General features: G+C 70.2%; 11 protein-coding genes. 3 read left to right on the forward strand and 8 right to left on the reverse strand.

What is annotated here, in order from left to right; translation table 11 throughout:
- Positions 1-128 precede the first annotated feature (128 nt).
- Together LRX76_RS00005 and lolA are read left to right on the forward strand one after the other, a co-directional pair.
- Positions 129-2,024: a DUF3857 domain-containing protein gene (locus LRX76_RS00005; RefSeq protein ID WP_331716727.1), complete on the forward strand. Its 1,896-nt coding sequence runs from the start codon at positions 129-131 to the stop codon at positions 2,022-2,024.
- Between the two features lie 283 nt (positions 2,025-2,307).
- Positions 2,308-2,937 (forward strand): outer membrane lipoprotein chaperone LolA, encoded by a 630-nt coding sequence (lolA, locus tag LRX76_RS00010; RefSeq protein WP_231800391.1) that lies wholly within the window; start codon positions 2,308-2,310, stop codon positions 2,935-2,937.
- Positions 2,938-3,059: 122 nt separating this feature from the next.
- On the opposite strand, the gene dmeF is transcribed toward lolA, so the two are convergent.
- Positions 3,060-4,052 carry a CDF family Co(II)/Ni(II) efflux transporter DmeF gene (gene dmeF, locus LRX76_RS00015; protein WP_231800403.1) on the reverse strand — a complete coding sequence of 331 codons (993 nt, stop codon included), beginning with the start codon at positions 4,050-4,052 and terminating at the stop codon, positions 3,060-3,062.
- A gap of 164 nt (positions 4,053-4,216) precedes the next feature.
- Between dmeF and LRX76_RS00020 the strand changes: the two genes are divergently transcribed.
- Complete coding sequence (locus tag LRX76_RS00020; protein WP_231801724.1) at positions 4,217-5,518, forward strand: replication-associated recombination protein A; 1,302 nt, start codon at positions 4,217-4,219, stop codon at positions 5,516-5,518.
- A 168-nt stretch (positions 5,519-5,686) separates the two neighbouring features.
- Here the strand turns inward: LRX76_RS00020 and LRX76_RS00025 are convergent, their stop codons facing one another.
- The 7 genes from LRX76_RS00025 to kynU form a co-directional block, all read right to left on the reverse strand.
- Positions 5,687-6,232 carry a DUF2939 domain-containing protein gene (locus tag LRX76_RS00025; RefSeq protein ID WP_231800405.1) on the reverse strand — a complete coding sequence of 182 codons (546 nt, stop codon included), beginning with the start codon at positions 6,230-6,232 and terminating at the stop codon, positions 5,687-5,689.
- A 367-nt stretch (positions 6,233-6,599) separates the two neighbouring features.
- Positions 6,600-6,746, reverse strand: coding sequence for a hypothetical protein (locus LRX76_RS00030; protein ID WP_231800407.1), 147 nt, complete (start codon positions 6,744-6,746; stop codon positions 6,600-6,602).
- Positions 6,747-7,048: 302 nt separating this feature from the next.
- The gene (locus LRX76_RS00035; protein WP_231800409.1) at positions 7,049-8,944 is read right to left on the reverse strand and encodes a tannase/feruloyl esterase family alpha/beta hydrolase; all 1,896 of its coding nucleotides are present in this window, start codon (positions 8,942-8,944) and stop codon (positions 7,049-7,051) included.
- Positions 8,945-9,211: 267 nt separating this feature from the next.
- Entirely contained in the window at positions 9,212-9,898 is a 687-nt protein-coding gene (locus LRX76_RS00040; RefSeq protein ID WP_231800411.1) for a DUF2461 domain-containing protein, read from the reverse strand.
- Positions 9,895-11,334, reverse strand: coding sequence for an exodeoxyribonuclease I (gene sbcB / locus LRX76_RS00045; RefSeq protein ID WP_231800413.1), 1,440 nt, complete (start codon positions 11,332-11,334; stop codon positions 9,895-9,897). Before sbcB ends, LRX76_RS00040 begins: the two co-directional genes overlap by 4 nt.
- Before the next feature lie 126 nt (positions 11,335-11,460).
- Positions 11,461-12,837, reverse strand: coding sequence for an NAD(P)/FAD-dependent oxidoreductase (locus tag LRX76_RS00050; protein ID WP_231800415.1), 1,377 nt, complete (start codon positions 12,835-12,837; stop codon positions 11,461-11,463).
- A gap of 214 nt (positions 12,838-13,051) precedes the next feature.
- Positions 13,052-14,326 (reverse strand): kynureninase, encoded by a 1,275-nt coding sequence (gene kynU / locus LRX76_RS00055; RefSeq protein WP_231800417.1) that lies wholly within the window; start codon positions 14,324-14,326, stop codon positions 13,052-13,054.
- Positions 14,327-14,553 lie beyond the last annotated feature (227 nt).

Consider the following 14,553-nt stretch of genomic DNA (forward strand, 5'->3'; position numbering starts at 1 on the left):
GTCGCGATGAGGCTTTACCGGGAGAGGCCTCATCGCGACTGATGGCCCGGCGGCCACGTAGAGTCGCTCCTACACACAGAACAGACCAGCACGGTCTTACCCCCAGCACGAAACCCATGGATCGCCCCATGCGCCTGCTCGCCGCCTTGCTCCTGCTGCTCGCCCCGGCCCTGGCAGCCGCCCAGGCCACGCCGCAGGCCGACAACAACTACAGCTATGTTCGCTACCGCGCCGACTACGAGGTGCGCGAGGACGCCAGCAGCGTCGAGACCGACCTGTACGAGATCCTGCTCAAGACCAAGTCGGCGGTGGACCGCTTCAGCCAGGTACGGATGAGCTATTCCGAGAAGCTGGAGACGCTGGAGGTGCTGGAGGCGTACTCGCTCACCGCCGACGGCCGGCGCCACGACGTGCCGGAGGACCGCATCTACACCCAGGAGAGCTACTCCAGCGCCTCGGCGGCCATGTACGCCGACCGCAAGGTCAAGGTGGTGGTGTTCCCCAACCTGGCGCCGGGCACGCGCATCGTCTACCGCGTGCGGCGCACCCAGCAGACCCCGTACTTCGCCGGCTACTTCAGCCTGTGGGAGACCTTCAGCGTGTTCTCCCAGTACGACGATGCGGTGGTGACGCTGGCAGCGCCGCGCACGCTGCCCATGCATCTGCATGCCCGCGGCGTGGAAGGCGGCCCCCTGCCGGCGGCGGCGGACGGGATGGCCCGCTGGGAGTGGCGCTATCGCCGCAGCGAGCCGATGAAGAGCCAGAACTGGAGCGCGGCCACCTGGGAGTTCAGCCCGACCATCATGGCCAGCACCTACGCGGACTGGTCGCGCATGGGCCTGGCCTACCACGTCAAGGGCGGGCAGGCGGCGCAGGTCACGCCCCGGGTGCAGGCATTGGCCGAGCGCATCACCGCCGGCATCGACGACCGCCGCGCCCAGGCCGCGGCCCTGTACGAATGGGTAGGCAAGAACATCCGCTACGTGGCGGTGTACCTGGGCAACGGCGGACTGGAGCCGAACCCTGCCGACGACATCCTCGAGAACCACTACGGCGACTGCAAGGACCACGTGGTGATCCTGGAGGCGCTGCTGGCGGCCAAGGGCATCGCCAGCACGCCGGTGCTGATCGGCGCCGGCGGCGGCCCGACGCTGCCGCCGGTGCCGGTGCTGGGCCGCTTCAACCACGCCATCACCTACGTCCCCGAGTTCGACCTGTACCTGGACTCGACCAGCGCCTACGCCCGCTTCGGGCAGCTGCCGCAGAGCGACCTTGGCGCGCCGGTGCTGCATACCGCCGACGGCCGCCTGGCACGCACGCCGGCCGACGACGCGCGGCGCAACGCCTACCGGGTCCAGGCCGACTTCCGTTTCGGCGCCGACGGCAGCGTGACCGGGGAAACCCGGCTCGATCCGGGCCAGAGCGGGGAGATCGGCCTGCGCGGCACCTTCGTCCAGCTCAATACCCAGAACCGCGCCCGCATCGAGGAATCGATCCTGGCCAAGTCCGGCTTCCAGGGCAGCGGCGAACTGGTGCTGCTGGGCGATCCGCTGGACCTGGACCGGCCGTTCGGCTACGCCTACCGCTACCGGGCCGAGGACTACGTGGACTTCTCGGTGGTCGGCGGCATGGCGCTGCCGGACATGCCCGGCGCCGACTCGATGCGCGGCATCTACGCCACCGCCTCGGCCGAGAGCAATCTCACTCCGTTCTATTGCGACGATAGCCTGCGCGAGGAAACCTACACGCTGGTGTTCCCCGACAGCGTGCCGATCCTGGCGATACCGCGCGATACCGCCTTCGGCAACGCCGCCGGCGAGTACAGCGCCACCTGGAGGCGCGACGGGCAGACCGTGGTGGCGACCCATCGGCTGCACCGGCGCGCGGTGCACGGCGCCGAGCAGCTGTGCCGGCCGCAGGACTATCCGGCCTTCCGCCAGCTCCTGCAGCAGGTGCGCCGCGGTTTCCGCGGGCAGGTGCTGTACGGCGACCTGCAGCGGATGCAGGTCGGCAACGGCTCCTAGGAGCGCGGGCGGCAGGAAATGTCCGGGCTGCGAGGCCCGCCGCGCGGTCCCCATCCGCGTCGCTTCCTGGCCTGTTAGCGCGGCTACAGGCCGGCGAATCGCCACGGCTCCGGCCGTGCACAGCGAACCTTTCGCCTCGAGCATTTCGGCCGCCCGCGCTCTTGGCCTGGCCCGCCACGGAGCGGGCTTGCCCGGCCGCTGTCTGAATGCGCGGATGGCGTGACTCGCCCATTCATCTCGATGCGTTCAAAATCCGCCCATTCCCTCTACGGAAACGCCCCCGATGCGCCGCACCTTCCGCCATGCCGTCCTTGCCACGGCGCTGCTGTCCACCACCGCGCTGGCCGGTCCCCGCGACGACCTCAAGGCCTTCACCACCGGGCTGAAGGGCCTGGACGGCCAGTTCACCCAGCAGGTCTACACCAGCAACGGCAAGCTGAAGGAAAGCTCCAGCGGCCGCGTCGCGCTGTCGGCGCCGCGGCTGTTCCGCTGGGAGTACGTCAAGCCCTACGAGCAGCTGATCGTGGCCGACGGCAGCAAGGTCTGGGTCTACGATCCGGACCTGCAGCAGGCCACGGTGCGCCCGCAGGGCGAGGAGGAGCAGAACAGCCCGCTGTCGGCGCTGGTCGATCCCGGCCGCCTGGATCGCCAGTTCGACGTCAGCGAGGAGGCCGCGCCGCGCGACGGCCTGCAGTGGCTGGCGCTCTCGCCCAAGCAGGGCACCGAATCGGGCTTCCAGTTCGCCAACCTCGGCTTCGGCAACGGCGGGCTCAGCCGCATGGAGGTGGTCGATGCCACCGGCCAGCGCACGGTGATCAGCTTCAGCGGCTGGAAGCGCAACCCGTCTTTCGCCGCCGGCACCTTCCGCTATATCCCGGCCAAGGGCGTGGACGTGGTCGGCGAGGAGCACTGACCACGTCCACGCCCCTTGCGGAGGCGGCATGTAGGAGCGACTTCAGTCGCGATGAGGCTTTACTGGCAAGGCCCCATCGCGACTGAAGTCGCTCCTGCAGCGTTTCCCACGGGCAAGCGCGATCAGGCCGGGCACTGCTGCACCTCGATGCTGACGTGCTCCAGGCCGTGCAGCCCCTGCAGCCGGCGGCGGTAGGCCTGCAGCGGCTGCGGCTCGTGCGTCACCAGCGAGACGATCGCGGCGTAGTGGCCGGGCCCGACCCGCCACACGTGCAGGTCGGCGACGCGGTCGTCGCCGGTCTCGATCCGCTCGCGGATGCGCTGCAGTAGCGCCGGCGAGACCGAGGCATCCAGCAGCACCGCGCCGGTATCGCGAAGCAGGCCCACCGACCAGCGCGCGATGACCACCGCGCCGACCACGCCGATCAGCGCGTCCACCCACAGCCAGCCCATCCCGCGCGCCAGCAGCAGCGCGACGATCGCCAGCACCGAGGTCAGCGCGTCGGCCAGCACGTGCAGGTAGGCCGAGCGCAGGTTGTGGTCGGTATGGGCGTGCGCGTCGGCATGCGTGTGCTCGTGCGCATGGTCGTGATCGTGGTGATGCTCGTCGGTGTCGTGCCGGTGGCCGTGATCGTGATCGTGATCGTGATGATGGTGCTCGCCGGACAGCAGCCAGGCGCTGGCCAGGTTCACCGCCAGGCCCAGCGAGGCGACCCACAGCGCCTCGTCGAAGGCGATCGGCACCGGCCGCGCCAGCCGCAGCAGCGATTCGACCGCGATGCCGAGCGCGACCAGCCCCAGCACCAGCGCGCTGGCGAAGCCCGCCAGGTCGCCGACCTTGCCGGTGCCGAAGCTGAAGCGCGGGTCGTCGCGGTGCCGGCGTGCGAACCAGTAGGCCAGGCCGGTCAGCGACAGCGCGCCGGCGTGGGTGGCCATGTGCATGCCGTCGGCCAGCAGCGCCATCGAGCCGGTCCACCAGCCGGCGACGATCTCGCCGACCATCATCGCCGCGGTCAGCCCGACCACCCACCAGGTGCGCCGGGCATTGCGCTGGTGCCGCTCGCCGAGGAAGTCGTGGCGGTGGCTGAAGGCGTGCAGGGAATCGTGGTGGGACATGGCGCTGCCGGACGGTGGGGGGGCCGGGCCATGGTGAAAGCGCCGCGGGTGCGCCGCAAGCCCGTCGCACCGGCTGCGACGGGGCCGGGTAAAATGGCGCGGTGGCCAGAAACCGATCCCAGCCGTTCCCGGTGCAAGACCTGCTGAGCGTGGACCAGGAGCACATGCGGCCCCTGGCCGAGCGCATGCGCCCGCGTACCCTGGACGAGATGGTGGGGCAGAAGCGCCTGCTCGCCGCCGACACCGCGCTGCGGCGGGCGGTCGAATCCGGGCGCGTGCACTCGATGATCCTGTGGGGGCCGCCCGGCTGCGGCAAGACCACGCTGGCGCTGCTGCTGGCGCACTACGCCGATGCCGAGTTCCGCGCCATCTCCGCGGTGCTGTCCGGGCTGCCGGAAGTGCGCCAGGTGCTGGCCGAGGCCGCTCAGCGCTTCGCCGAGGGCCGCCGCACGGTGCTGTTCGTCGACGAGGTGCACCGTTTCAACAAGGCCCAGCAGGACGCGTTCCTGCCGCACATCGAGCGCGGCACCATCATCTTCGTCGGCGCCACCACCGAGAATCCCTCGTTCGAGCTGAACTCGGCACTGCTGTCGCGCTGCCGCGTGCACGTGCTGGAGGCAGTGTCGGCCGCGGACATCGTCGAGGCGCTGCGGCGGGCGCTGGACGACGGCGAGCGCGGCCTGGGCGGGCAGGGCATCCGCATCACCGACGAGTCGCTGCACGAGATCGCCAGCGCCGCCGACGGCGACGTGCGCCGCGCCCTGACCCTGCTGGAGATCGCCGCCGAACTGGCGCTGGGCGAGGGCGGCGAGATCACCCCGCAGACCCTGCTGCAGGTGCTGGCCGACCGCACCCGCCGCTTCGACAAGGGCGGCGAGCAGTTCTACGACCAGATCTCGGCGCTGCACAAGTCGGTGCGCAGCTCCAACCCGGACGCGGCGCTGTACTGGCTCACGCGCATGCTCGACGGCGGCTGCGACCCGGCCTACCTGGCGCGGCGGCTCACGCGCATGGCGATCGAGGACATCGGCCTGGCCGACCCGCGCGCGCAGACCATGGCGCTGGAGGCCTGGGACATCTACGAGCGCCTGGGCAGCCCCGAGGGCGAGCTGGCGTTCGCGCAGCTGGTGCTGTACCTGGCCAGCACCGCCAAGTCCAATGCCGGCTACGCCGCCTTCAACCAGGCCAAGGCCGAGGTGCGCGAGACCGGCACCCAGGAGGTGCCGCTGCACCTGCGCAACGCGCCGACCAAGCTGATGAAGAACCTCGGCTACGGCAAGGACTACCAGTACGACCACGACGTCGAGGGCGGCATCGCGCTGGACCAGACCGGCTTCCCGGACGCGATGGGCGAGCGGGTCTACTACCGCCCGGTCGAGCGCGGGATGGAGATCAAGCTCAAGGAGAAGCTGGATCGCCTGCGCGCGGCGCGCGAGCAGGCCCGCGGCGGCAAGCCCGGGGTCTGACCGGGAAACCGGCATTGCACGCGAGACGCCGCCTTGTCGCGGCAGATCGTGAACGCCCGATTCTCCCTTCCCCCGCTTGCGGGGGAAGGTGCCGAAGGCGGATGGGGGAGGCGCCGAAGGCGCCGCGAATGGCAAAAGCCGCGGAAAACACGCTGCCGTCGCATCGGGTCACTGCAGCGGCAGGCGAATATCGACCAGTTTCCAGCGCAGGCCGTCGCGGGCGAACACGAACACCAGCGGCTGGCCGTCCTCGCCATGCACGGTGGCGGTGAAGCGCGAGGTCGATTCGAAGCGGTGCTCGGCCTCCTTCAGCGGATCGGCCGGCACCGGCCGGGCGTAGCTGTCGCCGCCGACGGTGTCGCCGCTGGCGCGCTTCCACAGGCTGCGGCCCTGCAGCAGCGCGCCGATGCCCAGTGGCGTGACCAAGGCGTCGACGCCGGCAGCGGTGACGCCGCCGGCCATCGACAACGCGAACGCCCCCAGCAGGCCGGACTGCAGCTGTGGCCCGGCCTGCCGCACCAGGTAGTCGTCCAGCTGGGCCTTGAGATTGACCCGCAGCGCGGGGAAATCGACGTAGCGCTGCAGGCGCCCGGTATCCTGCTGCTGGATCGCCTGGGTGATGCCGCGGATGGCCAGGTACGGGCCGGCGGCGACGTAGCCGGCCAGCGCCAGCACCGCCAGCAACGGCAATGCCCACCACCACTTCTTGCTCATTTCCGCCCTGCGGTCGATGCGATGGTCGCAGGATACGCGCTGGCACCATGGCCGTCTCGGCAGTTGACGGATTTCACTGTTGAAGTCGCCGGATGACCAGCCGTGAGCAGCCGTTCGGTTGTGGTGAAGCATTTGGGCTGCTGCAAAGCGTTGCGCGCCTGCCGTGTACCTGTCCGGGGAAAACCCGATCGTCGCTCCCGCGCAGGCATGAGCCCAGGGACGTTGCCACGATCCGCTCGAAAGTCCCTGGATGATCAGCCGTCCGGCTGCTCGAGAAGCGTTTCCCGCCTGCGCGCACTACTGTCCGGAGAAGTCTTCCTGCCTTGCCAGCGATGGTTTACGGCAACGTCGTTGCGACGTCGCTTGGCTACGACGAGACGTCGATCCTGGCGCCGGCATCCGTGTACTCGTCGACCCCGCGGCTTTCCACAGCGCCATGGCTGGCCAAGCGGAAACCCAGTGCCTGTGCCTTGAAGGGCGAGGCTACCGAGACTTCGTAGCTGGCTGATTTCACTGCGGAAGTCCCTGGCTCCCCGCTTTCGCGGGGACGACGACTTCAATCTTTCCGAGCATGAACCGCGTCACTGCGGACGACGACAGCAGTGCGCCTGCGCGGGGACGACGAGAACCAAGGTCCGGCGCGCGAGCCTCGATCCGGGTCCCGGCAGTGCTCAGGCACACCGAGAGCCTTGTTCCCGGCACTCGCCGTCCCGGCGACGAAACTTCCCCTGCATTCGCGGGGGATGACGGGTTCGGTTGTCCCGGGCATGGGCAGCCCCGCTGCGGCTGGTCGGGACAGCCGCAGCGGGGCGAGGCTCATTCGGCCACCAGCTTGCCGTCCATCACGCGATAGGACTTCTGGTTGTCCGGGCCGATGAGCCCGGCCGCCTCGCTGTCGAAGACCTGCGGCAGCGTCACCGGGGACTTCTCCGGCACGTAGTTGGCGGCATCGTTCGGGTCGCCCTGGCCGGTATAGCGCGCGATATTGGGGTAGGCGAATACCGGGCGCGTGGCCCCCGCCTTGGCGGCGGGCTGGGCGAAGGGACTGCTGGCCATCACCGGCGCATGCAGGCGTCCGCCGTTACCGCCGGCTGCGGGACCGGCCGCCGCGTCTTCGCCTTTCGTGGATCCGGGGCCGCCCGGGCCACCGGCGGGTGAGGCGCCATCCGGCCCGTGCCCGCGTCCGGGACCGCCGGCGGGAGGACCGCCAGGACCACCGGAAGCCTGTTCCACCTTGGCGGTGAGCAGGCGGTCGGGGGCGTGCTGCTGTTCGGTCCACAGCATCAGCGGCGTCAGCACGTCCACGTCGGTGTAGCCGTCGCCGCCGCCGCAGTGGCCCACGCCCGGCAGCAGGAACAGGCGCATGAAGCCGTCGGTGACCTCGGTGCCGAGCTGCTTCTGCACGCCCTGGTAGTAGGCGATCGAGACCGACGGGGTGATCGAGGTGTCGGACCAGCCGTGCCACAGGATCAGCTTGCCGCCGCGCTGCTGGAACGGGCCCAGGTCGGTGTTGGCAGCGTTGTACAGCGGCGCCAGTTCGGTCACGCGCTCGAACGTGGCCCGGTCGAAGGCGAACCGGCTCAGGTCGCCGGCCTGGGCGTCCACGCTGGGCAGGATGACGTACTGCAGCGAGCGGCTGGCCATACCGGCGCTCATTGAGGTGGCGTCGGCGCTGGCCGGCAGCATCCATTGCGCCTCCGAGCCGGGCTCGACGCCGCCGATGGCGAAGCGGCGGCCCTGCGCGTCGGCGGGTCCTGCGTAGAGCTTGCGCGCCACCTCCACTTCCTCGGCGGTCAGGCACTTGGAGGTGTCGCTGGCGCTTTGCGCACACTGCACCGAGGCGGGGTCGAAGTCGCAGGCACGCGGGTCCTGCAGCAGTCCATCCTGCAAGCCCGACAGCGTCGGGCAGTGGGCAAGGGCGGCGGCGTGCAGGATCGGCAGGCGGTCGAGCAGGAGGATGTTGCTGCCGTCGGCGCGCTTGTTCGCCAGCACGTTCCAGGCGTGGTAGAACGAATTCTGCACCTGGAACAGCGCTGCCGGGGCGCCGGCGGAGATGCCGTCGAAGTCGTCCGGGAAGCGCTGGGCCTCCATCAGCGCCTCGCGGCCGCCGTCCGAGCAGCCGACGAAGTAGGAGTAGCGGGGCTCCTGGCCGTAGAACGCCTTGATCAGCGCCTTGGCGACCTGGGTGGTTTGGTGGTTGGCGCGGTAGGCAAAATCGATCCGCTTCTGCGGATCGGCGCCGAACGCGGCCTCGTCGTCGCCGCCCATCGAGCCGGTGTGGCCCATGTCGGTCCCGGCGACGACGAACTCGCCGTTCAGCGCCGGGGCGCAGCGGCTGGCATTGCTGATGCCGACCCGGGTCATGCCGCACAGGCCGCCGCAGCCGCCCAGCAGGAAGCGCTGGGTCCAGCGCTCGACCGGCAGGTCGACCTCGAAGCCGATGGTCGGTTCGATGTTGCCCACGACCTTGCAGAACGGGCCCTGCGCGGTATCGATCAACGAGGCCTCGGTGATGCTGACCGCGGCATCGGCGGCACCGGCCAGCTCGGTCCCGGCCAGCTGTTCGCACGACAGCACCGGCTTGACGACCGGCAGGGCCTGGATGGCCGGCGTCGCGGCGTTTTCGGCCGTGGCCGCGGCGGCGGGTGCGGTCGCGGCCTGGTCCCGGTTGCGCGAGCAACCGGCGGCGATTGCAGCCAGCAGGCAGGTCATGGCCAGTACGGCAAGCGGGCGTCCGTGGGATTTCCTTGTTCGGTCCATGGTTCTCCATTGCCTCGGTTTGGGTCTGGGGGCCGGGCACGGCAATGCCGGCCCGGCGGTCGCCGGGACCTTATCGCACATCGGTGTTGGCCGTTTATGCCGGCCGATGGCCTGACTGGAACACGCCTGGCCGCGGTCGTGCCCGGAGCCAGTTCAATGCCTGGTCGTGCCGCGGCGATTGGTTGGCTGCCCCTGCCTATCGAAGCTTCCAGGCGGTGCTCAGAACTCCAGGTCCAGCGCCGCGCACAGGTAGTCGACGAACGGCCCCAGCCGCGCCAGGTCCTTGTCCAGAGTCGAGCGCAGGCGCGGGCCGGTCATCGTGGCGTCGTCGAGCGTGCGCCATATCACCCAGTTGCGGTGCTTGAGGTCGTCGATGAACTCGAACTCGGCCGGGAAGCCGCGCGGCGGCCGCACCAGCTTCTCGGCCTGCTCCAGGTCGAAGTGGCGGCGCAGTGCCGGCGCGTGCGCGGCGTTCTTCCAGCTGGCCGGGTTGTCGAAGATGAACTGGCGGATGCGGCGCTGCACGTCCGGTTCCGGATGCCAGATGCCGGCGCCGACGAAGCTCTCGCCCGGCTGCAGGTGGATGTAGAACGAGGGGGCGGGCACCTCGCGGCGGCGCTGGTGGAACAGCCGCGCGCCCTGCCAGCTCTTGTAGGGCGACTTGTCGTGCGAGAAGCGCGCATCGCGGTAGATGCGGAACAGCGAGCCGCCCTGGGTGCGTGGATCGGCGCGGAAGTGCTCGCTGACCCGGGCCAGGCCCGGCTGCAGGTCGGCGATCAGCTGCAGGAACGGCTGCCGCACGTGCTCCTCGTACTGCGCCCGGTGCGCATTGAACCAGGCCTTGTCGTTGTGCCTGGCCAGGCCGCGCAGGAACTTGAAGCTGGCTTCGGAGAAATAGCTGGTCATAGGCTGCGTTGCAGGTCGTGGCCCCAGGCGGCGAGCTGGTCGAGCAGGACCTGCTTGCCGGCGTCGTCGGGATGGTCGAGCCGCAGTTCGTCGATCTGCGCGAACAGCTGCTCGAAGGTGAGTTCGGACAGGCCCAGGTCCTGGCCCAGGCGCCGGCGGCGGTAGTCGTCCCAGCGCGCCTGCTCGTCGAAGCCAAGCGTCTGCGGCCAGTTGCGCGCACGGTAGCGGAACAGCAGCTCCGGCAGCCGCGCATCGCGGAAACGGCCTTCCAGTTCGTTCAGCTGCTGCGGCGGGGTGGCGCGGACCTGGGCCATCAGCCGGCGGTCGCCGTCGGCGAGGAAGCCGTCGTACAGCGAGGCGTCCGGGTCCGATGGCGTGGCCGGGCGCTCGCCGGCGAACACCCGGCGCACCTTCTCGGCCAGCTCCGGGCCGGCCTCGCGCAGCCGCGCGGCATTGGCCTCGACGAGGGCGCGGTCGATCGCCAGCCGCTGCAGGTCGGCATCGCGCAGGTGGTTCCAGGCCACCAGCGCCGGCGCCTTGTTCAGGTGCACTTCCTTCAGCGCGATGCGCTGCTCGCCCTCGGGCAGGTCGGCGGCCGGCACGTACAGGCGGTCGGCGATCTCGTCCGGGGCCAGCCGCAGCAGCGGTTCCACGTCGCCCGCCAGGTCGAACACGATCGCCCGGTTGTCGATGCGCGGATGCCGCGCCAGCGGCAGCACCGGCGCGGCGCACAGGCGCGCGGCCGGGTAGCGCTGCGAGACGTGCAGCACCGGCTGCATCGCCACCACGTCCAGCAGGTTGGCGGCGAAGCGCTTGTCGCGCAGCTTGAGTGCGTACTCCCACAGCCGTGGCTGGTGCTGGCGCAGCAGCCGTGCCATGCCGATGGTGGCGTAGACGTCCGACAGCGCCTCGTGGGCATCGCCCTCGCGCACGCCGTTGGCCTCGGCCAGCTGCTCCAGCTTGAACGAGGTGGCGCCGTCCTCGCGCTGCGGCCAGGAGATGCCCTGCGGCCGCAGCGCGTGCGCCAGCCGCAGCATGTCCAGCAGGTCCCAGCGCGAGTTGCCGCCGCGCCATTCGCGCTCGTAGGGATCGAAGAAGTTGCGGAACAGGCCGTGGCGGATGAACTCGTCGTCGAAGCGCAGCGAGTTGTAGCCCAGCGTGCAGGTCTGCGGCCGTGCCATCTGCTCGGCGATGCGGGCGAACGCCTCGGCTTCGCTCACGCCCTCGGCCAGCGCCTGCTGCGGGGTGATGCCGGTGACCAGGGTGGCGTAGGGAGAGGGCAGCAGGTCGTCGGCCGGCTTGACGAAGAAGCTGACCGGCTCCTCGACCACGTTCAGTTCGGCATCGGTGCGTACCGCCGCGAACTGGGCGATGCGGGTCTTGCGCGGATCCTGGCCGAAGGTCTCCAGGTCGTAGAACAGGAAGGTGTCGGGCATGTCTGAGCGGGCGGAGAGGATTCGCCCATTCTACGGCGAGGCCTTCGTAGGAGCGGCGTAAGCCGCGAGGGTCTTCTCCGGTAAAGCCCTCGCGGCTTACGCCGCTCCTACGGGACCGCGCATGATTCAGTGCGCGCCCTGCAGCGGCTGCAACTGCTCGTACACGGTGCGGTCCAGCGCTTTCCAGTCGATGCCGTCCAGCGAAGAACGGCCGGCCGTCGCCTCGGCCAGGATCCCGCGCTGGATGTCGCTGCGCCGCAGCGCCTCGGCATACGGGGTGAGCATGAAGGTGACCATGGTGTAGTGCGGGACGAAGCGGGTGGGGTGGCGCGCCTGCAGCAGGCGTTCCAGCTCGCGCTGCAGCAGGAAGCCGGGATCGTCCACCAGGTCGCGCATCTCGATGTAGTTCTCCAGCGCCATCTGCTGGATCGCGCGCGCGTCCGGCAGCCGCTGCGCCTCGAACGCGGCGAAGGCGTCGCCCAGGTCGGCATGGGCCTGCATCTGCGTGGCCAGCGCCACGCAGTCCTCGAACGCGCAGTTCATGCCCTGGCCGTGGAACGGCACCATCGCGTGGGCGGCATCGCCCAGCAGCACGGCGCGGCCGTCCAGGTGCCAGCGGTCCAGGTACAGCGTGCCGAGCAGGCCGGGCGGATGCTCCTCCCAGTCCTGGCGCAGGCGCGGGATCAGCGGCAGCGCATCGGCAAAGTCGCGCGCGAACAGCGCCTCGGCCTCCGCGCCACTGTTGACCGCGGCGAAGCTGGGCGCGTCGCCTTCGGCAACGTTGGGCAGGAACAGGGTGACGGTGAAGGTGCCCTCGCCGTTGGGCAGGGCGATGCACATGTAGCGCCCGCGCGGCCAGATGTGCAGCGCGTGCGGCTCGATGCGGAAGCCGCCGTCCGCGGCCGGCGGGATCTCCAGCTCCTTGTAGGAATGGTCGAGGAACTCGGTGATCTCGTCGATCGGTTCGCGCCGCTGCATCGCCGCGCGCAGCGCCGAGCCGGCGCCGTCGGCGCCGATCAGGGTCGAGAAGCGGATGTCGTGCGGCTGGTCGTCGCGGTCGTCGATGAAGCGGGCATGGCCGGCGTCGAAATCGACCGTGTGCAGGCGGCGGTAGAAGTGGATCCTCGCGCCGGCCCGCTCGGCCAGGTCCAGCAGCACCACGTTGAGGTCGGCGCGGTGCACCGACCAGATCACCTCGCTGTCGTCGCGGCCATAGCGAAGCAGCTGCTGGCGGCCGTCCAGCGCATGCACCATGCGTCCGCGCATCATCACCGCATGCGCCATCACCGCGTCCTCGGCGCCGGCCGCGCGCAGCGCGTTGCGGCCGCGTTCGGCCAGCGCCAGGTTGATCGAGCGGCCGCGCTCGTAGCCCTTGATGCGCGGATCGCCGCGGCGCTCGTAGACGACGACGTCCCGGCCCTGGCGCGCGAGCAGGATGGCCAGCAGCGAGCCGGCCAGGCCGGCGCCGATGATGGTGATGCTGCGGTTGGTGGAGGTGTTCAAGCAAGCTTCCGGAAAATTCGAGGGGATGCGGTTTTTGCCGGGCCGACTGTAGGGGACTATCGGGAACTGTAGGGGACTGTAGGAGCGACTTCAGTCGCGATGAAGCTTTACCGATAAGGCCCATCGCGACTGAAGTCGCTCCTACAGCCGCTCCTACAGCCGCTCCTACAACTGCTCCTACGGTTGCTCCTGCGGCAGATCCCGTAGGTCGATGCTAGGAGCGTCCTGCCCAGGCTTCGGTTTCCTCGACGAAGCGGTGCAGCTCGGCGAAGCGGTTGTACATCGGCACCGGGGCGATGCGGATCACGTCCGGCTCGCGCCAGTCGCCGAGCACGCCGGCCGCGCGCAGGTGCTCGAACAGCGCACGGCCGCGCTCGCGTCCGCCGGCCACCCGCAGCGACAGCTGGCTGCCGCGGCGCTCCGGCTCGGCCGGCGTCACCAGCTCCAGCACGTCCGCCAGTCGCGCCTGGATCAGCGCCTGCAGCATCGCCGTCAGCTGCACGGACTTGCGCCGCAGCGCCGGCATCCCGGCCTGCTCGAACAGCTCCAGCGAGGCGCGCAGCGGCGCCAGGCTCAGGATCGGCGGATTGCTGAGCTGCCAGCCTTCGGCGCCCGGCGTGGGCACGAACTGCGGCTCCATGCGGAAGCGGGTCTGCTTCTCGTGGCCCCACCAGCCGGCGAAGCGCGGCAGGTCGGCGCGCGCATGGCGCTCGTGGACGAAGCAGCCGGCCACTGCGCCGGGCCCGGCGTTGAGGTACTTGTAGTGGCACCAGACCGCGAAGTCCGGCGCATCGTCGTGCAGCGACAGTTCCAGGTTGCCGACCGCGTGGGCCAGGTCCAGGCCGACCGCCGCGCCCTGCGCATGCGCCAGGCGCACGATTTCGCCCAGGTCGAAGGCCTGCCCGGTGCGGTACTGCACGCCCGGCCACAGCACCAGCGCCAGGCGCGGGCCGTGCTCGGCGATGGCGCGCTCGATCGCCGCCATCGACACGCTGCCGGTCGCCTCGTCGGGTTCGACCTCGATCAGGTCGGTCGCCGGGTCGAAGCCGTGGAAGCGGATCTGCGACTCCACCGCGTGGCGGTCGGAGGGGAACGCGCCGGCCTCGATCAGGATCGCCGGGCGCTCGCGGGTGGGGCGGTAGAAGCCGACCATCATCAGGTGCAGGTTCACGCTCAGCGAGTTCATCGCCACCACCTCGGAGGGCAGGGCGCCGACCACGCGTGCCAGCGGTTCGGTGACCAGTTCCTGGTAGGTCATCCACTGCGCCTGGCCGGTGAAGTGGCCTTCCACCGCCAGTCCGGCCCACTGATCCAGCACCTGCTGCACCATCGCCTTGGCGCGCAACGGTTGCAGGCCCAGCGAGTTGCCGACGAAGTAGGTCTGGTCGGCGTCGCCATGCGGGGGGAACAGGAACTCGGCGCGCAGGTGGCGCAGCGGATCGGCCGCGTCGAGGGTGAGGGCATGGGAGCGCGACAGCGTTTCGGTCATCGGGAAATGCCGTGGTGGATGCGCTGCGCAGTCTAACCCCAGCCGGTTCCGCGGCCGCATCCGGCGGGAGTGGTGGGGGGGCAAGTACGATCCGTAGGGTTCTGCGTGGGGCTTTCTGCGGGGCTTTGGGCGGGGCTTTCGACGGGGCTCTCCGTAGGAGCGAGTTCAGTCGCGATGGGGCTTCACCGGTAGAGCCCATCGCGACTGAAGTCGCTCCTGCAGGTCGC

The organism is Stenotrophomonas sp. MMGLT7 (assembly GCF_021168555.1).
GTDB lineage: Bacteria > Pseudomonadota > Gammaproteobacteria > Xanthomonadales > Xanthomonadaceae > MMGLT7.

Bases quoted from the DNA above. Each gene is read 5' to 3' on its own strand.
- LRX76_RS00035 (WP_231800409.1), bottom strand. From the start codon at position 8,944: ATGACCTGCCTGCTGGCTGCAATCGCCGCCGGTTGCTCGCGCAACCGG.
- dmeF (WP_231800403.1), bottom strand. From the start codon at position 4,052: ATGTCCCACCACGATTCCCTGCACGCCTTCAGCCACCGCCACGACTTC.
- LRX76_RS00005 (WP_331716727.1), top strand. From the start codon at position 129: ATGCGCCTGCTCGCCGCCTTGCTCCTGCTGCTCGCCCCGGCCCTGGCA.
- sbcB (WP_231800413.1), bottom strand. From the start codon at position 11,334: ATGCCCGACACCTTCCTGTTCTACGACCTGGAGACCTTCGGCCAGGAT.
- LRX76_RS00020 (WP_231801724.1), top strand. From the start codon at position 4,217: ATGCGGCCCCTGGCCGAGCGCATGCGCCCGCGTACCCTGGACGAGATG.
- LRX76_RS00025 (WP_231800405.1), bottom strand. From the start codon at position 6,232: ATGAGCAAGAAGTGGTGGTGGGCATTGCCGTTGCTGGCGGTGCTGGCG.
- lolA (WP_231800391.1), top strand. From the start codon at position 2,308: ATGCGCCGCACCTTCCGCCATGCCGTCCTTGCCACGGCGCTGCTGTCC.
- kynU (WP_231800417.1), bottom strand. From the start codon at position 14,326: ATGACCGAAACGCTGTCGCGCTCCCATGCCCTCACCCTCGACGCGGCC.
- LRX76_RS00040 (WP_231800411.1), bottom strand. From the start codon at position 9,898: ATGACCAGCTATTTCTCCGAAGCCAGCTTCAAGTTCCTGCGCGGCCTG.